At 36.9% G+C, this 20,049-nt stretch carries 18 protein-coding genes; 17 read left to right on the top strand and 1 reads right to left on the bottom strand.

The features are described from left to right. Window positions 1–6: 6 nt before the first annotated feature. From iolD to IGL32_RS08825, 9 genes are all read left to right on the top strand, one after another. On the top strand, window positions 7–1,923 hold the full coding sequence (iolD, locus tag IGL32_RS08865; protein ID WP_010717672.1) for a 3D-(3,5/4)-trihydroxycyclohexane-1,2-dione acylhydrolase (decyclizing): 1,917 nt from the start codon (window positions 7–9) through the stop codon (window positions 1,921–1,923). 38 nt (window positions 1,924–1,961) lie between these two features. After that, window positions 1,962–2,801 (top strand): 5-deoxy-glucuronate isomerase, encoded by an 840-nt coding sequence (gene iolB / locus IGL32_RS08860; protein WP_002379629.1) that lies wholly within the window; start codon window positions 1,962–1,964, stop codon window positions 2,799–2,801. A 39-nt stretch (window positions 2,802–2,840) separates the two neighbouring features. Further along, the gene (locus IGL32_RS08855) at window positions 2,841–4,298 is read left to right on the top strand and encodes a CoA-acylating methylmalonate-semialdehyde dehydrogenase (protein ID WP_002362150.1); all 1,458 of its coding nucleotides are present in this window, start codon (window positions 2,841–2,843) and stop codon (window positions 4,296–4,298) included. 173 nt (window positions 4,299–4,471) lie between these two features. Next, window positions 4,472–5,479 carry a Gfo/Idh/MocA family protein gene (locus tag IGL32_RS08850; protein ID WP_002356824.1) on the top strand — a complete coding sequence of 336 codons (1,008 nt, stop codon included), beginning with the start codon at window positions 4,472–4,474 and terminating at the stop codon, window positions 5,477–5,479. A 23-nt stretch (window positions 5,480–5,502) separates the two neighbouring features. Then, window positions 5,503–6,522: an inositol 2-dehydrogenase gene (gene iolG / locus IGL32_RS08845; protein WP_002366983.1), complete on the top strand. Its 1,020-nt coding sequence runs from the start codon at window positions 5,503–5,505 to the stop codon at window positions 6,520–6,522. Between the two features lie 21 nt (window positions 6,523–6,543). Further along, on the top strand, window positions 6,544–7,434 hold the full coding sequence (gene iolE, locus IGL32_RS08840; RefSeq protein WP_156210251.1) for a myo-inosose-2 dehydratase: 891 nt from the start codon (window positions 6,544–6,546) through the stop codon (window positions 7,432–7,434). A 23-nt stretch (window positions 7,435–7,457) separates the two neighbouring features. After that, complete coding sequence (locus IGL32_RS08835) at window positions 7,458–9,053, top strand: solute:sodium symporter family transporter (protein WP_002356828.1); 1,596 nt, start codon at window positions 7,458–7,460, stop codon at window positions 9,051–9,053. 9 nt (window positions 9,054–9,062) lie between these two features. Continuing rightward, a complete protein-coding gene (locus IGL32_RS08830) occupies window positions 9,063–9,386 on the top strand; it encodes a PTS sugar transporter subunit IIB (protein WP_156210252.1) in 324 nt (107 codons plus the stop codon). 202 nt (window positions 9,387–9,588) lie between these two features. Beyond that, window positions 9,589–10,422 (top strand): hypothetical protein, encoded by an 834-nt coding sequence (locus IGL32_RS08825; RefSeq protein WP_002366981.1) that lies wholly within the window; start codon window positions 9,589–9,591, stop codon window positions 10,420–10,422. A gap of 40 nt (window positions 10,423–10,462) precedes the next feature. Here the strand turns inward: IGL32_RS08825 and IGL32_RS08820 are convergent, their stop codons facing one another. Further along, window positions 10,463–11,524 (bottom strand): LacI family DNA-binding transcriptional regulator, encoded by a 1,062-nt coding sequence (locus IGL32_RS08820; RefSeq protein ID WP_002356832.1) that lies wholly within the window; start codon window positions 11,522–11,524, stop codon window positions 10,463–10,465. A gap of 175 nt (window positions 11,525–11,699) precedes the next feature. Between IGL32_RS08820 and IGL32_RS08815 the strand changes: the two genes are divergently transcribed. The 8 genes from IGL32_RS08815 (at window position 11,700) to IGL32_RS08780 (ending at window position 20,047) form a co-directional block, all read left to right on the top strand. Then, window positions 11,700–12,086, top strand: a complete 387-nt coding sequence (locus IGL32_RS08815; RefSeq protein WP_002356835.1) for a hypothetical protein — start codon at window positions 11,700–11,702, stop codon at window positions 12,084–12,086. Next, window positions 12,067–13,866 carry a DUF2264 domain-containing protein gene (locus IGL32_RS08810; protein WP_002359866.1) on the top strand — a complete coding sequence of 600 codons (1,800 nt, stop codon included), beginning with the start codon at window positions 12,067–12,069 and terminating at the stop codon, window positions 13,864–13,866. Before IGL32_RS08815 ends, IGL32_RS08810 begins: the two co-directional genes overlap by 20 nt. A 15-nt stretch (window positions 13,867–13,881) precedes the next feature. Next, complete coding sequence (locus tag IGL32_RS08805; protein WP_002356837.1) at window positions 13,882–15,024, top strand: glycoside hydrolase family 88 protein; 1,143 nt, start codon at window positions 13,882–13,884, stop codon at window positions 15,022–15,024. Between the two features lie 49 nt (window positions 15,025–15,073). After that, entirely contained in the window at window positions 15,074–16,351 is a 1,278-nt protein-coding gene (locus IGL32_RS08800; RefSeq protein ID WP_002356838.1) for an ABC transporter substrate-binding protein, read from the top strand. A gap of 150 nt (window positions 16,352–16,501) precedes the next feature. Continuing rightward, window positions 16,502–17,404, top strand: a complete 903-nt coding sequence (locus tag IGL32_RS08795) for a carbohydrate ABC transporter permease (protein ID WP_142425666.1) — start codon at window positions 16,502–16,504, stop codon at window positions 17,402–17,404. Next, window positions 17,377–18,294, top strand: coding sequence for a carbohydrate ABC transporter permease (locus IGL32_RS08790; RefSeq protein WP_002383582.1), 918 nt, complete (start codon window positions 17,377–17,379; stop codon window positions 18,292–18,294). The genes IGL32_RS08795 and IGL32_RS08790 overlap by 28 nt, the downstream gene beginning before the upstream one ends. A 12-nt stretch (window positions 18,295–18,306) precedes the next feature. After that, the gene (locus IGL32_RS08785) at window positions 18,307–18,978 is read left to right on the top strand and encodes a hypothetical protein (protein ID WP_002389950.1); all 672 of its coding nucleotides are present in this window, start codon (window positions 18,307–18,309) and stop codon (window positions 18,976–18,978) included. A 100-nt stretch (window positions 18,979–19,078) separates the two neighbouring features. Beyond that, complete coding sequence (locus IGL32_RS08780) at window positions 19,079–20,047, top strand: hypothetical protein (RefSeq protein WP_002369004.1); 969 nt, start codon at window positions 19,079–19,081, stop codon at window positions 20,045–20,047. Window positions 20,048–20,049 lie beyond the last annotated feature (2 nt).

The following is a 20,049-nucleotide window of genomic DNA, read 5'->3' as shown; positions in this document are numbered from 1 at the left end:
GATAAAATGGAAAAGACGATTCGTTTAACGACAGCACAAGCATTATTAAAATTTTTGAATCAACAATATATCAGCATTGATGGAAAAGAAACACCTTATGTGGAAGGAATCTTTCATGTATATGGTCATGGGAATGTTTTAGGGATTGGTCAAGCGTTAGAACAAGATCCGGGACATTTAAAAAGTTACAGTGGAAAAAACGAACAAGGGATGGCTCATGCTGCTATCGCTTTTGCTAGACAAAGTTTACGTAAGAAAATATTCGCAGTTTCAGCGTCTGCTGGTCCAGGTTCAGCTAATTTATTGACTGCTGCTGGAACCGCCTTTGCTAATAATATACCTGTATTGTTTCTGCCAGCAGATACGTTTGCTACTCGGCAACCAGATCCCGTATTACAGCAGTTGGAACATGAATCAAGTGTAACTTTTTCTACCAACGATGCTTTCCAAGCGGTTTCTCGCTATTGGGATCGTATTAATCGGCCAGAACAACTGATGTCAGCATTGCTACGAGCATTTGAAGTTATGACCAATCCTGCAACTACAGGACCTGCCACCATTTGTTTGCCACAAGATGTTGAGTCAGAAGCCTATGATTATCCAGTAGAGTTTTTTAGAAAAAGAGTTCATTATATCGATCGACGGATGCCGACAATTCGTGAGCTTGAAACAGCTAGTCACTTGATAAAGGATAGTAAACACCCAGTAATTATTGTGGGGGGCGGCTGCAAGTATTCAGAAGCAGGTGAGAGCCTTCAGAAAATTTCTCAAGTTCATCAGATACCTTTGGTTGAAACACATGCTGGTAAATCAACTGTTTCATGGGAATTTGAAAATAATCTTGGGGGCTTGGGAATTTTAGGTACCTCGGCTGCTAATAAAGCTGTTCAGCAAGCGGATTTGATTATTGGAATTGGCACGCGTTATACGGATTTTACCACTGCATCAAAAAGTATTTTTAATTTTGAACAATCAAAAATGATAAATATTAACGTAAGTCGACCACAGACTTACAAAATGGAAGCGTTTCAAATTGTGGGAGATGCTCGAGCAACCTTAGAAGGAATTCTGCCAATGATAGAAGGATATCGAACGGCTTATGGTGAAAAAATCACTGAACTGAAGAACGAATGGGTGAAAGAGCGGGAACGATTAAAAACAACTCATTTTAAACGGAAAGGTTTTGATCCGGAAATCAAAAACCACTTTACACAGGATATTTTAAATGATTATTCTGATTCTTTGAATACAACTCTGACACAAACAGAGGTTTTCGTTCATCTGAATGATTTTGTCGAAGATGATGCGATTGTGATTGGTTCGGCAGGGTCATTACCAGGAGATATGCAACGATTGTGGAATCCTGTAAAGGAAAATACTTATCATTTAGAGTATGGCTATTCTTGTATGGGCTATGAAATTGCTGGTGCAATGGGGGTACGTCTTGCTAATCCTGATCAAGAGGTTTACGCATTAGTCGGTGACGGTAGTTTTTTGATGTTGCATAGCGAACTGGTCTCTGCATTACAATATGACAAAAAAATCAATATTGTTCTGTTCAATAATTCTGGGTTCGGATGCATTAATAATCTGCAAATGGAGAATGGCGGCGTAAGTCAAGGGACGGAATTTAGAAATACAAAAGGCGAAATTATGAATATCAATTATGCTAAAATCGCTGAAGGATATGGTGCCAAAGCGTATCAAGTCCATTCGATTGAAGAACTAAAACAGGCGATTGTCGACGCGAAAAACCAAACGCAATCGACATTGATTGAAATAAATGTTCTTCCTAAAACGATGACTGCTGGTTACGATGGTAGTTGGTGGAATGTCGGTGTTGCTGAAGTATCAGAAAAACCAGCGATTCAAGAAGCATACCAAGTTAAAAAAGAAAAACTTGCAACTGCTAGAAAATATTAGGTATTCGTCATACAACCAAAAAGTTAGGAGCGAATGAATTGAAAAAAACATTGAAACATCAACCGTTGATAAAAGAACTAGCTCCCGGTGTTCGACAAGTTCAAAATATTCGAAAAAACAACACTGATTTACAGTATATTGAGTTTCAAGTTCTTGAATTAGATAATGGAGCAATGTATCAAGAAGCTGGTAATGAACTGGAAGTTTGTATCGTCGTATTAACTGGCAAAATCAATGTTAAGGTGGACGATAAATGGTACGAGAATTTAGGTAAACGAACCTCTGTTTTTGAAAAAATTCCGACAGATAGTATCTATATCCCAGCAAAAACGTCGTTTGAACTAATAGCAACTTCTGATACTGTTCGTTTGGCCCTTTGTTATTCGCCAGCTAAAAAAACGTTACCAGTGCACGTGATTACCGCTGAGGAAAATACGGTTGAAAAACGAGGGATATATCAGAATAAACGACTAGTGCATAACATTTTACCAGACAATGTCGATACTGCCAGTAGTTTGTTGGTGGTTGAAGTCTACACTGAAGGTGGTAACTTTTCTAGCTATCCACCACACAAACATGACCAAGAAAATTTACCTGACGAATCTTATTTAGAAGAGACGTATTATCATGAGCTGAATCCAGAGCAAGGATTTGTTTTCCAACGAGTATATACAGAGGATGGCTCTATAGATGAAACGATGACTGTAGAGCATCAAAATGTTGTGGAGGTACCTAAGGGATATCATCCTGTCGGCGTGCCAGATGGCTACACCTCTTATTATTTAAATGTGATGGCAGGACCTGAACGAATTTGGAAGTTTCATAACGAGAAAAAACACGAGTGGATTTTAAATCGGAACGAATTGACTAACAATTAGAAATAAAAAAATAAGTAGACTTTTTTAGGAGGAAAATAAATGACTCGATTTTTAAAGAATTATATAGGTGGCCGCTGGGTAACAAGTACAGCCACTGAATTTGAAGAAGTGGTCAATCCGGCAACAGAAGAAGCATTAGTAAATGTTCCATTATCTAGTGAAGCAGAAACTGCAGAAGCAATTAGAGTAGCGGATGAGGCTTTTCAAACATGGAAAAAAGTAAGTGTTCCAGTTCGTGGCCGCTATCTTTTCAAATTGCATCATTTATTGATGACGAATAAAGAAGAGCTAGCACGATTAATTACGCTTGAAAATGGAAAATCTTTGTCAGAATCATTAGGTGAGGTTCAGCGAGGGATTGAAAATGTCGAGCACGCAGCGAGCATTACGAATTTAATAATGGGTGATTCTCTATCCACAGCGGCTACAGATATTGAAATTACCAATTACCGTTATCCCATCGGTGTTGTTGGGGGAATTACTCCTTTCAATTTTCCGATGATGGTACCGTTTTGGATTTTCCCAATGGCGTTAGCAGCAGGGAATACGGTGGTGCTGAAGCCTTCCGAAAAAACGCCATTATTGATGGAAAAAATTGTTGAATTAATAGAAGAAGCAGGATTTCCAAGTGGCGTCTTTAATGTTGTCTATGGGGCACACGATGTTGTTAATACTTTATTGCGTGATCCATTAGTAAAAGGAATTAGCTTTGTGGGCTCAAAAAATGTTGGTGAATATGTCTATAAAGAAGGAACAAAAAATCTGAAACGAGTCCAGGCATTAACTGGCGCAAAAAATCATGTCATCGTTTTAAAAGATGCCAACCTTGATCGTGCAGTAAAAGACATTATCGGTGGCTCTTTTGGATCAGCGGGTGAACGCTGTATGGCCGCTTCGGTGATCGTTGTAGAAGAAACTATTGCAGATCAATTCGTTGAAAAATTTAAGGCTGCAGCACAGACGATAAAAATTGGAAATGGTCTGGAAGAAGGAGTCTTTTTAGGCCCCGTGATTCGAAAAGAGGCGCAGCAACGAACATTTGATTACATTCAAAAAGGTATTGATGAAGGAGCGGACTTATTGTTAGATGGCCGTGAAAATATTCCTGAAAAAGGCTACTTCGTGGGACCTACGATCTTTGATCGTGTCACGATGGACATGAAGATTTGGCAAGATGAAATTTTTGCACCCGTTGCCTCAATTGTTCGAGTGAAAAATCTAGAAGCAGCAGTTACACTGACCAATCAATCAGAATTTGCTAACGGTTCATGTCTCTATACGAGTAATGCTTCAGCTATCCGTTACTTTAGAGAGAATGTTGATGCAGGAATGTTAGGCATCAACTTAGGTGTACCAGCACCAATGGCTTGGTTTGCTTTTTCCGGCTGGAAACACTCTTTCTATGGTGACTTACACGCCAATGGAAAAGACAGTGTAGAATTTTATACACATCGAAAAGTTGTGACCGCTCGATACGCTCCTAGCGAAATAAACTAGTTTTACTTCGAAGCTCTGTCAAAGGAGCTTCGAAGATTCTATGATTAAAGCGGTGAAAGTATCTTTTGTTAGTACAAATGTAAGACAGGACTTTCTGAAAATAATGATTGACTAAATTAAATTGTAAGCGTATACATAATACGCATAAAATAAAGAAATCGGAGGACAAATAATTGAAAGTAAAAGTAGGCGTAATTGGTACAGGGGCGATTGGAATCGAACATATTAACAGAATTAATCACAAGACACAAGGCGCTTTTGTAACAGCAGTATCAGATATTAATGTTGAAGCGGCAAGCAAAATTGCTGAGGAGATTGGGGCTCAATTTTTCAAAACAGGCGAAGAATTAATTGCTTCTGAAGAAGTGGAAGTTGTTGTTGTTACTTCCTGGGACCCAACACACGAAAAATATGTCTTGGAAGCAATCAAGCATGGAAAATACGTATTCTGCGAAAAACCATTAGCAATGGATGCCGCAGGATGTCGCCGAATTGTAGATGCAGAAGTCGCTTATGGTAAAAAATTGGTACAGGTGGGCTTCATGCGTCGATACGATCGTGGCTACATTGAGTTGAAAGAAGCAATTGAATCAAAACAGTATGGTGAAGCGCTGATGCTCCATTGTGCGCATAGAAATCCAAGCGCTGATGAAAATTATAAGACGCCAATGGCAATCAGTAATACTGCAATCCATGAAATCGATGTTCTTCGTTGGCTATTAGACGAAGATTATGCCTCAGTGCAAATGATTTTACCAAAGAAAACCAGCCATACACATGCAGATTTACATGATCCTCAATTATTGATTTTCCAGACGAAATCAGGTGTAACAATTGATTTAGAAATTTTTGTTAATTGTCGTTTTGGCTACGACATTAAGTGTGACGTAGTTTTTGAAACGGCAGAAGTCGGAATGACGGATCCAGCCTATACCAAAATTAAAGCTGCGGAGAAAAATTACACACCAATTTCGCCCGACTGGCAAACGCGTTTTTTAGATGCGTATGATTACGAATTTAAGTTATGGGTTGATTCAATTAAAAACGATAAACTTGTTGGTCCAACTGCTTGGGATGGCTACGTGGCAGCAATCACAATGATGGCTTGTCATGAGTCTCGTGAGTCAGGGGAAAAAGTAATGATTGAAATAGATGAACAACCAGCGTTATATACCAAATAATTCTTAAAAAAAGGAGGGGTTTTGTGGAAAATATTAGAGTAGGAATCGTAGGACTAGGTAGATTAGGCAAGGTACACGCAAAAAATTTATCTTCTGCTGTTAGTGGCTGTGAGCTTACGGCCGCCTGTAGTTTAGTTGAATCAGAATTAGCATTTGCACAGAAGGAGTTAGGTGTTAAGTATACGTTTTCTAGTTATGAAGAAATGGTTCAAAGCGCTGTAATTGATGCCGTTTTTATTGTTTCACCTTCAGGATTCCACTGTGAACAAGTCCGTTTAGCTATGGAAAATGGGAAACACGTATTTACTGAAAAACCATTGGGAATTGAAATTGAGGACATAAAAAAAACACAAGGGGTTATTGAAAAATATCCCGAGCAAGTATTTATGTTAGGTTTCATGCGCCGTTACGATGAATCTTATCAGTATGCGAAAAAAATGGTAGAAGACGGGGAAATTGGGGAAGTCACGTTAATCCGTTGTTATGGAATTGATCCGAGTGATGGACTGGAAAGCTTCGTTAAGTTTGCAATGAACAATGATAGTGGCGGTTTATTTCTAGATATGGCGATTCACGATATTGATTTGGTTCGTTGGTTTACTGGTCAAGAGGTAGAACAAGTTTGGGCAATTGGTAAAAATGCTGCATATCCAGAATTAGATCAAGTCGGTGAATTGGAAACCGGAGCAGCTATGATGAGTCTTAAAGATAAAACAATGGCTTTACTAGTTGCTGGAAGAAATGCTACACATGGTTACCATGTCGAAACAGAAATCATGGGCACCAAAGGGATATTACGAGTAGCGCAAGTACCTGAAAAAAATTTAGTGACTGTTATGAATAATCAAGGGATTGTGCGACCTTGCTCTCAAAACTTTCCAGAAAGATTTAGAGAAGCGTTCATTCGAGAAGCACAAGAATTTATTTCCTGTATTCAAGAAAAACGTCAACCAGCAGTTAATGCAGAAGATGGTCTACAATCAACAAAAATTGCATTAGCTTGTCAAGAATCATTTGATACGAATCGTTTGGTACAACTATAAATGAAGTAGGAGAGTGACATAATGGCGAAACAAATTCAACTAGCTATTGCGCCGATTGCATGGACAAATGATGATATGCCAGAGCTAGGAAGCGAAAATACGTTTGAACAATGCGTTAGTGAGATGGCGCTAGCTGGATTCAAAGGTACGGAGATTGGCAACAAGTATCCAAAAGATCCACAGGTTTTAAAACAATATTTAGATATTCGTGGACTAAAAGTAGCGAGTGCCTGGTTTAGTACATTTTTAACAACAAAACCTTTCGAAGAAACCGCGGAAGACTTCAAAAAACATCGAGATTTTTTACATGCAATGGATGCTAAGGTTATTGTTGTGGCTGAACAAGGACACAGCATACAAGGAATTATGACGGCTCCTGTTTTTAATGAGAAACCAATTTTTTCTGATGAAGAGTGGCAAAAACTAGCTGAAGGATTAGAAAAACTAGGAGACTTGGCACATGAAAAAGGTATGGAGATTGTTTACCATCATCATATGGGGACAGGAGTCCAAACGACTGAAGAAATCGATCGATTAATGAAAATGACGGATCCGACAAAAGTTAAATTATTGTTTGACACTGGCCATCTTGTCTTCTCAGGAGAAGATCCAATCGCAATCTATCAGCGCTATCAAGACCGGATTAAACACATTCACTTCAAAGATATTCGCCAACAAATGGCAGAGGAAGTCAGAACAGAAGAAGATAGCTTCTTAAAGGCCGTGAAAAAAGGCGTCTTTACAGTCCCTGGGGATGGTATGATTGATTTCAAACCAATTTGGTCAGCAATCGAAGAGAGTGGCTATGAAGGTTGGATTGTGGTTGAAGCGGAACAAGATCCTGCCAAAGCCAATCCGTTTGAATATGCCGTCAAAGCACGAAACTATATCCGAAAGGTCACCAATCTTTAATCTAATCGAGAAGGAGCTAGACAATGAATCTATTTTCAATAATCAGTTTCCTAGTAATTGTCATCTGCGTATGGATTTTTGCCTATTCTCGATCCAGAAGTGTAGATACTTCTGGATCAGAAGGTTTCTTCATGGGTGGCCGAAGCTTAACAGCCTTACCGATTGCTGGGACAATTATTATGACCAACCTATCCACAGAGCAAATTGTTGGACAAAACGGTCAAAGCTATCATGCAGGAATGGAAGTAATGGCTTGGGAAGTAACTGCTGCAATTGCAATTGTCGCATTGGCAGTCATTTTTTTACCAAAATATTTTAAATACGGTATTAATACGGTTTCAGATTTCATTGAAATTCGTTATGATACAGTTACAAAACGAATTATTTCAATCTTGTTTATTGTTACCTATATGATTTCTTTTTTACCAGTAGTTCTTTATTCTGGATCACTAGTATTCAATAAGATTTTTCATATTGATGAGCTGCTGGGTGTCGAACCTATTGTCGCAATCATTCTCGTGGCGATGGTGATTGGTATTGTTGGGATTCTTTATCTGCTGATTGGCGGCCTATCTTTAAGTGCCAATAGCGATTCGATTTATGGCGTTGGTTTATTGGTTTGTGGTTTGTTGGTTCCAATACTAGGTTTAATGAAACTGGGTGATGGCAGTTTTATTGGTGGGATTGAACAGGTTGTTGAAAACACACCATGGTTACTGAACTCTGTAGGTGCAATTGATTCTGCTGTTGTACCATGGCCAACATTATTTACAGGGATGTTGTTTAATAATTTGTATTTCTGGTGTACCAATCAGATGATTGTTCAAAAAGCACTTTCAGGAAAAAATTTAGCAGAAGCACAAAAAGGGGCTTTTTTAGTGGGGATTTTCAAAGTGTTTGGCGCATTATTCTTAGTATTTCCAGGAATTGTTGCAAGAAATCTTTTTGGGGATGCGTTGATGTCCAATCCTGATAACGCATATCCATATTTAGTAACTGAAGTTTTACCAAAAATGCTTTTCGGCATTTTTGCTGCAGTTATTTTTGGAGCAATTTTATCTTCCTTTGCGGGAGCTTTAAATGCAACCTCCACTCTATTTTCGCTAGATTTTTACAAACCAATTATCAATAAGAAAGCAGATGACAAACAAATTGCTCGTGCGGGAAAAACAGTTACAGTTATTGTAGGGATTATTTCAATTATCGTTGCACCGTTTATTTCTTTTGCACCAGCTGGATTGTATCAATTTGTTCAAGAGTTTAATGGATTATACAATATGCCGTTGTTAGTGATTATACTTTTTGCATTTTATTCCAAAAAAGCAACTGCTTTTGGAGCAAAAATGACAATTGCTATCCACATTGTTTTGTATGCGCTATCAAAAGTATTTTTGAAAGATATCCATTTTTTATATGTCTTAAGCCTGCTCTTCTTCTTAGATATTCTTATTTTAATAGTGGTTTCTAAAATAAAACCAGATGGCGAATTTGTTTTAAATTCTTTTGATACGAAAGTAAATATTGAACCTTGGAAACATACAAAACTCGTCGCAAGTATATTAGTTGTCGTGGTTATCCTAACCTATGCAGCATTTTCACCAATCGGATTTGCTAGATAAAAATATTTCATGAATGAGGAGAAGTTTATGAGCAAAAACATATTGATTATTTGTGAGACAGGAATTAGTGCATCGCTGTTAGTTTCAAAATTACTTGAAGTAATTAGGGAAAAAGAGTTATCTTATGATTTAGATTATGCGCCTGTTTGTCGGATTGAGGAAAAACTTGGTTATAAAGAGTATGATGTGTTAATGTTGACCCCACAAGTCGCTCGTGTCAAAGAAAAAGTGGAAAAATATTTAGAAGGCTGTCAGGGGCAGGTTGTTTTTATCGATCAAGAAGATTTTCGTTATATGAACACAGAGAAGATACTCGCAAGTATCGAAAAGTAAGATTTAGAGAGTGGGGCATCAGTCAACTTTCGTTGATGTCTTGCTTTTTTATTGTGTTCAAAAAGAGCAGAATAAAAATCTTACGTTTTATAGTGAATATCAAATACTTTTATAGAAATAAAGCTAAAGTTATTATTTTAGTAAAAAATAGATTAATTTACTAAAATAATATATAATAAAGGTAAAACTAGGAGGGAAGCATATGACGTGTATTTCATTATCGATTTTAAATCAAGAACAAGAAATTAGAAAAGCTAAGATAGATGATTCAGATTCTTTGAAAGAGTTAACTATTACAGGGAAAGATTTTGTTTGTTTAGCTGCTCGGGATTGTCAATTACAAGACGGCGATGTGATTCAAGTTTGTTTAGATACGCCCAATACTTATTTAATGGTGAAGTTAGATGCTACGCTCGATAGCAGTTTAATTTATGTTCCAGAACAAAAATGGACGTTTCCAATCATAAAAAATGAAAACGCTATCGAAGCGCGAGCAGCGTATCGTTTTGAAACCAAGAAACCTTATATAAGTGTGCGTATTGCCACGAAAGAAGAAATTAAGAGTTATCGTAATTGGGCGTTAAATCCACATGATTTACAACATTTTACTGGTGCGTATCCTCATGCATCTGCCAACGTGGAAACGCGAAATGATGCCACTTTTTTTGCTTGCAATGCGATTGACGGTACCTTTGCTAATCTTTATCATGGGCCGTATCCTTATCAATCATGGGGGATTAATCAGCAATTAGATGCCGCATTAAAAATTGAATTTGGGCGTGAAGTCTTGTTGGATAAAGTGATCTTAACATTACGAGCGGACTTTCCCCATGATAATTATTGGCAACAAGTGACTTTAAAATTTTCCGACGGTACACATGAAGTTTTTAAAACTGTTAAGACTGAGCAACGCCAGAGCTTTACCTTTGCGAAACGGGCAGTGGAGTGGGTGATACTAACAGAGTTAATTCAAGCAGATGAACCATCACCATTTCCAGCATTAACACAAATTGAATTATTTGGTCAAAACAAATAAAAAATAAGGACGGTTCCTTTATAGGAGCGGTCCTTATTTTTTATTTCTGGCGTGGGCTAGTTGTCGATTGGCGGACAACCAATTCTGTGTTTAACAGGACTCTACGAGGAATGCTAGGCATTTGAATTCGTTTGTGCAATAAATTAATGCCTGTCTCGCCCATTTCTTCAGTAAAGGCATGGACAGAGGATAGCGGTGGTGAGACATATTGAGAAATAGAGATATCATTGATCCCCATGACACTAATTTCTTCAGGAACCTTTATACCGTGTGCGGCTAACGTATGTATCACACCGATTGCAAAGGCGTCATTATAAGCAAGAATCGCAGTAGGCAAATCATTCCCCCATTTTTCTAACGCTTCTTCTGTCAATTGTTCCCCCGTTTTGACATCCAACATGCCATTTTCTTTTAAGATAAAATAATCTTCGTTAAACAAGTGATAATGCTGCATAATGTCAAGATAAGCGTTGGTTGTCGGTGTTTTATAACGACGGAAACCATACATATTTTCGCTTTCTTCGGCACCAATAAAGGCAATTTTTTCGTGGCCCAATTCCAAAAGATGGGTTAAGGCAATCTCGGTTGCTTGATAAAAATCAGTATTTACAGAATCAAATTCTTCTAGGGGGAAATTACTGCCAATTACACAAAGATTGGGATGCAGTTGCTGCAACTCTTGTAACGTCTTTTGAGTGAATTTACCAATTGCCAAAATGCCATCAATCCCTTGAAGGTTATGTTGTTCCAATTGAGAAACTTTTAGAATATTGTAACCTAACTCTTCGGCCCGTTTTTCAGCGCCTAAACGAATCGACATATAGTAAATATCCGTTAGTTCTTCGTCATCTGAACGCCACTGAACGACGGCAATCGAAGGCTCTTGCGGAGCTGTTTGTACGGAAAGGTTAGGTGTCAGTTGCTCCTGCTGTTTGTTTTTATTTTTAGTTTTATATTTCGTATAATTCAGGGTTTCTGCTGCTTCAAAAATTTTTCGCTTGGTTTCCTCTGTAACGGATAAGTTTGGATCATAGTTCAGAACTCGCGATACAGTTGAAATTGAAACATTCGCGACTTTTGCGATATCTGTGATAGTTGCCATTCTAAATGCCTCCTTCTCAAGTACTATTATAGCATATAGTATATTTCTTTTTAGTAAAAAAAAGCAAGAAAAAGCTTTTTTTACTTTTTTTTAGCAAAAACTATTGATTTTTTGACTAAAAAAATATACTATAAAGTCAAAGAAAGCGCTTTAATTCGATGGAGAAGGTGGTTTAGTGAAAAGATTTTCACTTTTTTTACTAATTTTACTTGCTTTAACAGGTTGTAAATCCGGTGAAAAAGAATTTGATGAAGAGTCTCTTCAAAATCTAAAGGAAACGGCACAGTCTTATTCAGAAACAGAATTACAAAATGGTGACGTTCGTTTAAATGAATATATTTCTTTGAAAGGGGAGATTGTTGAGAGTGACAGTCGTTCCAGTTTAATAAAAAAAGGTGATCGTTTTATTTTGAAAAGTGGTTCTAGTAAATATCAAGTTTTTAATGAGCAAAAGAAAAAATTGAAGATTGGTGACGAAGTGACAGTTTACGGAGAATATTACGGCTTTTTGAAAGGGACATTAATTGAAAGTGAGGAGAATCATGATTCAGCCACGAATTAGACAGAATCCTTTTGAAACATACGAAGAAGTTGCAGAAGGATTTGAAGATTTATTAGCGCCACTGGAATTGTTTTTTGATCGAGAATATCAAGGTCATCTGGATTTAGGGACACACGGGACAGTTTATTCTAAAGGAACACGTGATGCGGAGGCATTTTTACGACCATTATGGGGACTAGGTCCTTATGTAACGCAAAATGAAAGTGAGTATTTGAATGACTTTCTAACGGGAATTATCGAAGGAACCGATCCTGAGAGTTCATCTTATTGGGGAAAAACAAAAGATTATGATCAATTGATTGTTGAGATGGCAGCATTAAGTACATTTCTTTTGTTAAACAAAGAAAAAACGTGGGACCAATTAACAAAAGAACAGCAAAACAATTTACACAGTTGGCTGATACAAGCCAATGAAAACATTATTCCGCCAAATAATTGGCATTTCTTTAGAGTGTTGCTGAATTTAGCGATGAAACATTGTGAAATGCCATATTCAAAAGAACAGATTGCTGTTGATTTGGCTGTAATTGATCGTTTTTATGTCGGTAATGGTTGGTATTATGACGGAGTCGAGACACAAGTTGATTATTATGTTTCTTTCGCTATTCATTATTATAGTTTATTGTATTGTCGTTTTGCCCCGGAAGATACCGCAAGAGTGGCTATTATGAAGGAACGAGCAACTTTGTTCGCGCAAGAGTTTAAATATTGGTTTACTCAGCCAGGAGAAGCGATTCCTTTCGGACGTAGCTTAACGTATCGTTTTGCTCAAGTGTCATTTTTTAGTGCCTTAGTTTTTGCAGATGTTGAAGCATTGCCGTGGGGTGAGATCAAAGGTCTAATCAGCCGACATCTTCATCAATGGATGAACAAAGATATTTTTACAACAGATGGATTATTGTCGGTAGGTTATGATTATCAAAATATGGTCTTTGCCGAAGGCTATAATGGTCCTGGTTCACCTTATTGGGCCTTTAAAACATTCATTTTGTTAGCGGTTCCAAAAGATCATCCTTATTGGCAAGCAGAAACACAGCCTATTAGTTTTCCAGAAAAACACTTACCTTCACCAGAAAGTCGGAACTACTATCAAGTAAATGATGCAGGGACACATGGTTTAATGTTTCCAGCGGGACAATTTATTAATTATCAAGCTCATGCGCATGATAAATATAGTAAATTTGTTTATTCTTCCCATTTTGGTTTCAGTACTATAAAGAGTGATTATTGGTATTACGAAGGTGCTTATGATAATTGCTTGGCTTTAGCTGAAGACGACCATTATTTCCGCACGAAAGGATTAGATGATCAGTACGAAATTCTTGATGATCGTATCATTCATCAATGGCATCCTTGGTCCGATGTAGCAATCAAAACGACAATTGTACCATTAGAAGGCCAGCATTTACGGATCCACGAAATTGAGACACAACGTGCATTAGTGGCTTATGAAGGCGGCTTCTCAATCCCGCTCTTCGATGAAAAGGTCACTTGCGTTTCTGATCAAATGGCTGAGGTAAAAAATGCAAAAGGTGTGTCAAAAGTAGAAAATATCAACGGCTTTTCTGAAGCTGCGATTATTCGAACAGAACCGAATACAAATTTACTTTATCCGTTAACGGAGTTGCCATATTTGAAAGCAAACTTGTCGAAAGGGAAACATCTTTTAATTTCATTGGTGACAGGCGTACTACCGAATGAACAAATTGAGCCAGTTAAAGTTAGGTTAAAAGAAAATCAGCTTTTAGTTGAAGAAAAAGTTGTAATTTTGGGGAATTAGGGGGAGAAATACACAATGACAGAAAATGGACAGATTGAGTGGTTGCCGAAGCAAATCAGTTTTGCTTTAAACAAAGTTCGAGGAAATTTAGAGACATTTAAAGAATTAGTTCCACCCGCGGCAAGTTTAAATCAAATTTATTATCCTGAAGAAAATATTGACTGGACGGCCAGCTTTTGGCCAGGAATGTTATTTTTAGCAAAGGAATTAACAAATTCAACAGAGTTCGATGAAGTGATTACCACACAGATGGCTTCTTTTCAACATCGCTTGGATGAACAAATTGAGCTGGAAACACATGATATAGGCTTTTTGTATATTTTAACAGCCATTGCCGATTATCAAGTCAATGGTCATGAGGCCTCAAAAGAAATGGCCTTGCAAGCTGCGGACTTATTAATGAAACGTTATTCACCAAAAGCCAAGATTATTCAAGCTTGGGGGAATTTAGACGATCCAGAGCAACGAGGCAGAATGATTATTGATTGTTTAATGAACTTACCATTATTATACTTTGCAGCAAAAATGACTGGCAAGCAAGAGTATTATGAAGCTGCCTACAATCATGCGAAACAAACACAAAAATATATTGTGCGAGAAAATCACACCACGTTCCATACGTATTATTTTGATACGGAAACGGGCGAAGCCTTGTACGGAAAGACACAGCAAGGATATTCAGATGATTCTTGTTGGGCTCGCGGCCAAGCCTGGGGAATTTACGGCTTTACGTTAAGTTATTTATATACAGGAGATAGTAGTTTTCTGGAAACAGCCAAAAATGTTGCTGATTACTTTATTCAAGAATTACCAGAGGACAAAATCTGTTACTGGGATTTAATTTTCAATGAAGGGAGTGAAGAAGAACGTGATAGCTCATCTGCTGCAATTGCTGCATGTGGCTTACTAGAATTATCTCGTCAGCTTCCATTAAATGATGAAAAACATGGCTATTATGAAAAGGTTGCGCTAGAACTATTACAAGCATTAGCGGAAAAGTATACAACGGTTTTACGACCAGAGTCGAACGGCCTATTGCTTCATGGTGTCTATGATAAAAAAACAAATACAGGAGTCGATGAATGCATGATTTGGGGCGACTACTTTTATTTGGAAGCGTTAACTCGTTTGGCGAAAAGCTGGTATTCTTTTTGGTAATTCATGGAGGAAAACTCCTAAAAAATAATAAATAGCGGAGGTAGTACAAATGAAATTTTGGAAAAAAGGCTTAACAGCGGCAGCGTTGTTAGCGGTGGCGGCAGTAACTTTAACAGCATGTGGTGGTTCAAGTGAAAAGAAAGCAACTGAAAAGAGTGAAGATGGCAAAACAAAATTAACAGTAACTACTTGGAATTATGACACGACCCCAGAATTTGAGAAATTATTCAGAGCTTTTGAAGCGGAAAATCCTGATATCACTATTGAACCGGTGGACATTGCTTCAGATGATTATGACACAAAAGTAACAACGATGCTTTCATCAGGAGATACGACGGATATTTTAACCATGAAAAACTTACTTTCATATTCTAATTACGCGCTACGCAATCAATTGGTGGATTTAACCGATCACGTTAAAGATTTAGATATCGCACCTGCCAAAGCAAGTTACGAGATGTATGAAATCGATGGTAAAACCTATGCTCAGCCTTATCGTACAGATTTCTGGGTATTGTATTACAATAAAAAAATGTTTGATGAAGCCGGAATTGCCTATCCCGATAACTTGACTTGGGACGAATATGAAGCATTAGCGAAAAAATTATCTAAACCAGAAGAACAAGTATATGGTGCCTATCAACATACTTGGCGCTCAACCGTTCAAGCGATTGCTGCTGCTCAAAACAATGCCAATTTGATTGAACCAAAATACAATTATATGGAAACTTATTATGATCGCGCATTGAGAATGCAAAAAGATCAATCACAAATGGATTTTGGAACAGCAAAATCAACAAAAGTAACGTATCAATCACAATTTGAAAATTCAAAAGCGGCGATGATGTACATGGGTAGCTGGTACATGGGGACTTTATTAACCAACATTGATGATGGCAAAACAAATGTCGAATGGGGGATTGCCGAAATACCACAACAAGAAAAAGGCAAAGCAACTACCTTTGGCTCACCAACAAGTTTTGCAATTAATAAAAACAGTAAAAAACAAAAAGCTGCTCAAAAATTCTTAGACTTTGCTTCAGGTAAAGAAGGTGCAAAACTTTTAGCAGAAGTAGGAGTGGTTCCTTCTTATAAAACAGATGAAATTGACAAAATCTACTTTGCAAGAAAAGGAATGCCTTCAGATGAAGTCTCACAAAAAGCCTTTAACCCAGATACAATTAATTTAGAATTTCCATCTGATAAAAACGGTGCCGCAATTGATAAAGTATTACAAGAAGAACATGATTTAATTATGGTCGGCGACGAAAAACCAAAAGATGGTATTGCTAACATGGAAAAACGTGTCAAAGCAGAGATAGACTAACTATTATTTCCTGCAAAAACACAAAAGATTGATGAAAAAAATAAGCTGAAATGAGTAACCTACAATGAATTTCAGCTTATTTTTTTAAATAAAGAATGTAGCTTGAGTTTGGAAGGAGGGCCTGTTAAGTTCACTTAACAGAATACAATTATGGAAATTACTTCAAAAACAAAAACAGCAAATAAATTGAGACGAAAAAATACGTGGACTGCGTTATCTTTTATCGCACCAAACTTTATTGGCTTTTTCCTCTTCACTTTAATCCCGGTTATCTGTTCACTGATTTTAGCTTTTATGAGTTGGGATTCTTTTTCAACTCCTGAATTTGTCGGAATGAAAAATTTCACCAAAATGATTCATGATGATACGTTTTGGATTTCGTTAAAACAAACGTTTATCTATACGATTGGTGTTGTTCCGTTAACATTGATTTGCTCATTAGGACTAGCAATTTTGTTGAATCGTAAAATTAGAGGGATGAAATTTTTTAGAACGGCTTTTTTCTTTCCTTATGTAACGTCATTAGTTGCGATTGCGGTCGTTTGGAATATGCTATTTCATCCAACGATGGGACCAATTAATCAATTTTTGAAATTATTTATTGAAAATCCTCCTGGCTGGACATCTAGTTCTACTTGGGCTTTACCAGCAATTATCATCGTTAGTGTGTGGCGCTTTATGGGGTATTATATGATTTTGTATTTAGCTGGTTTACAAAGTGTGCCAAGAGAATTATATGAAGCAGCGTCAATGGATGGCGCGGGTAAATGGAATCAATTTTTAAATGTTACCTTACCTTCATTACGACCAACGACCTTTTTCGTGACTATCATGCTTGTAATTAACTGTTTCAAAGTGTTTGACTTAGTTCAAGTTATGACTGGTGGTGGACCAGGACGTGCAACGAATGTGTTAGTTTATGAAATTTACAATGAAGCCTTTGTCAAATTTAATTTTGGTTATGCATCAGCCATTGCGATGGTCTTATTCGTCATCGTTCTAGCGATTACTGTGGCTCAATTTAAATGGAATCAACATCAAGAGAAAGTTTAGGAGGAGAAAAGATGGAAGCAACTTTTTCAAAAAAAGAAAATACTCGAAAAGCAAAAACGAAAAAAGCAGAAAAAGTCACACCTGGTGGGATCCTTGTAATCATTCTCTTAACTTTACTTGCGTTAATTACTTTGGTGCCTTTCATTTGGATGGTTTCAGCATCATTTAAAACAAACAATGAAGTTTTCACCATTCCAATTCAATGGATTCCTAAAAGTTGGCATCCAGAAAACTATTCCGTTATTTGGGAACGCATTCCATTGTTAACTTTCTTTAAAAATACGTTATTTTTAAGTATTGTGATTACAATTATTCAACTATTTACTTCAAGTTTTGCAGCATATGGCTTTTCAAAAATGAATTTTAGAGGAAGAGATACACTTTTTATTACGTACATCGCAACAATTGCTATTCCTTGGCAATCGTATATGATTCCACAATTTATTATGATGCGTCAACTAGGTTTGACTGATACATTATGGTCACTTGTTTTATTACAAGCATTTAATGCATTTGGGGTCTTTTTACTGAAACAATATTACAGTAGTATTCCAGATTCACTATGTGAAAGTGCACGGATTGATGGGTTAAGTGAGTGGGGAATTTATTGGAAAATTATTTTACCATTAACCAAACCAGCTTTAGCCAGTCTCACGATTATTACTTTTGTGAATACATGGAATGACTATATGGGACCTTTCATTTATTTATCTTCTACTGAGAATAAAACGATTCAGTTAGGTTTGAAAATGTTCGTCGGTTTATTTGATGCTGAATATGCCTTAATCATGGCCGCATCAGTGGTTTCTATTTTACCAGTAGGGATTGTCTTTTTAGCAATGCAAAAATACTTTGTTGAAGGTATTGCTACATCTGGAATGAAGAATTAGGAGGAAGTTTGAATGTTTACTAAGCAAACCTTTGATAATAATATCTATATGAAAATTTTTCGCTGGCTTTACATTTTATTTATCGGTAATCTAGGGCTTCTCTTAGTGAACATTCCTTTTTTCATAGCGGTGATTAGCTTAGACATTGATCCACGAAACCTCCCACTTTTTGTAGTAACGTTGTTGCCGATGGGGGCAGGGATGATTGCACTTTTAGGCTTAATCGATACTTTTAAAGAAGAAAAGGAGCTGGATCCATTTAAAACTTTTTTCCAAAAGTTTCGTCAGTTTGGGTTAAGAGGCTTTCTTATCAGCTTGCTAGGCTTAGGAAGTAGCATCATCAGTGTGACAGATATATTCTTTTTTGCCAAAACAACGATTGGTAAATGGTTTATTCCATTGATGGTCCTTCTGCTAATTTTTGGGTTAGCTATTATGCTGAATGCTTGGTATTTTCAAGTACGAAACCCGCAGGCTTCTTTTAAAGATGTGTTTCGGATTTCAATTTACTATGGACTGCGGAAATGGTATGTCAGCTGTCTAAATGTTTTTTTACTATTCTCAATGTTTGCAATGATGTTTTTGAAGCCACAGTTTGGGTTTGTTGTAACCCCTGTCCTGTTCCTAGGGATTATTTATTTAAATACTGGGAAATTGCATGAAAAGCAAAAAAAGAATAAATAATTTTTACATAATAAGTAATCTCGATTTTCAGGAAAATGAATGAAGGTGGGATTGCTTATTTTGTTCTTGCCTTGTTTATTAAAGTGGAGGGAGCGAACGAATGAAGAAAAAAATAATTATTTTAAGTAGCTTTTTGATAGGTGCTATTTTTGTGCTCGTTATTTTTACTACCAGCCAGCAAAGTATGATTAATAACGAAGCAATCCAAGTCGAAGAATTAATTGTTTATGGCGATAAAAATATGAATCGTGTAGCGAAGCAATTCTCTGATCAGAATAATTTAACTTCGTTTGGGAAAAATTTCTGGCGCAAAACGTATAACGGAAAATCACCCACTCAGGAACTACTGAAGGTTGCAACGGAGGATTTAGTACAACATAAAATGATTAAACAGCTGGCAACGGAGTTAGAAATAGCCCACTCACAAACATTTGGGCAAGAAAAAAAAGAATGGCAAGACCAAAAGAGCAGTTTAACGCTCTGGCAATTTTTAGATGCAAAAGATCAACAATTACAGGACCAAATAAAAGAGAAATTAATGGAGAAAGAAAAGCCAACGCAAAAAGAATTGCGGCAGGCCTTTGAGCAATTGGATGATAAATATAAAAAGACCGATTACTTTGTTGAAGCAATTGAAATTCCAAATTTTTCAGGTAAGCAAGCAGAATTAGAAAAAATAGCCGAAGCAATCTCTCCGAATCTATCTTATGAGGAGACGTTATTGGAGTGGCAAAATAAATTACCTAATCTTGTTATTGAATCGTATCAATTGAAGAGTGCAGAAATCCAAAAAGAGGATATTTATTCGTTGTCTGTTGGGGAGATTCTTAGTGAAAAAGCTGTTGGTACCGTGGTGAAAGGATACCACGAAAACCAATACTTTTATATTTTTAATAAGGAAGGAGGGCAACTTTTACAGTTTGAAGAAGCACCACAATTTGGCAAAAATGCCTATATCAACACATGTTACAAAGAGAAATTAGCTACGTATCAACAAGCAACCAAAGTAGACTTGTTGGAGAAAGACAGAGAAAAGTTTTTTCAAAATTATCAAAATAAAAACAGTTAAGG

Source organism: Enterococcus sp. AZ035, from assembly GCF_050548325.1.
GTDB lineage: Bacteria > Bacillota > Bacilli > Lactobacillales > Enterococcaceae > Enterococcus > Enterococcus faecalis.
Note: the sequence above shows the minus strand (reverse complement) of the source record. Positions and strands in the feature narration are given on the sequence as shown.

Excerpts from the sequence above, each read along its gene's own strand:
- iolD (WP_010717672.1), top strand. The coding sequence starts at position 7 with ATGGAAAAGACGATTCGTTTAACGACAGCACAAGCATTATTAAAATTT.
- IGL32_RS08855 (WP_002362150.1), top strand. The coding sequence starts at position 2,841 with ATGACTCGATTTTTAAAGAATTATATAGGTGGCCGCTGGGTAACAAGT.
- iolE (WP_156210251.1), top strand. The coding sequence starts at position 6,544 with ATGGCGAAACAAATTCAACTAGCTATTGCGCCGATTGCATGGACAAAT.
- IGL32_RS08835 (WP_002356828.1), top strand. The coding sequence starts at position 7,458 with ATGAATCTATTTTCAATAATCAGTTTCCTAGTAATTGTCATCTGCGTA.
- IGL32_RS08830 (WP_156210252.1), top strand. The coding sequence starts at position 9,063 with ATGAATGAGGAGAAGTTTATGAGCAAAAACATATTGATTATTTGTGAG.
- IGL32_RS08825 (WP_002366981.1), top strand. The coding sequence starts at position 9,589 with ATGACGTGTATTTCATTATCGATTTTAAATCAAGAACAAGAAATTAGA.
- IGL32_RS08820 (WP_002356832.1), bottom strand. The coding sequence starts at position 11,524 with ATGGCAACTATCACAGATATCGCAAAAGTCGCGAATGTTTCAATTTCA.
- IGL32_RS08810 (WP_002359866.1), top strand. The coding sequence starts at position 12,067 with ATGATTCAGCCACGAATTAGACAGAATCCTTTTGAAACATACGAAGAA.
- IGL32_RS08805 (WP_002356837.1), top strand. The coding sequence starts at position 13,882 with ATGACAGAAAATGGACAGATTGAGTGGTTGCCGAAGCAAATCAGTTTT.
- IGL32_RS08800 (WP_002356838.1), top strand. The coding sequence starts at position 15,074 with ATGAAATTTTGGAAAAAAGGCTTAACAGCGGCAGCGTTGTTAGCGGTG.
- IGL32_RS08795 (WP_142425666.1), top strand. The coding sequence starts at position 16,502 with ATGGAAATTACTTCAAAAACAAAAACAGCAAATAAATTGAGACGAAAA.
- IGL32_RS08790 (WP_002383582.1), top strand. The coding sequence starts at position 17,377 with ATGGAATCAACATCAAGAGAAAGTTTAGGAGGAGAAAAGATGGAAGCA.
- IGL32_RS08785 (WP_002389950.1), top strand. The coding sequence starts at position 18,307 with ATGTTTACTAAGCAAACCTTTGATAATAATATCTATATGAAAATTTTT.
- IGL32_RS08780 (WP_002369004.1), top strand. The coding sequence starts at position 19,079 with ATGAAGAAAAAAATAATTATTTTAAGTAGCTTTTTGATAGGTGCTATT.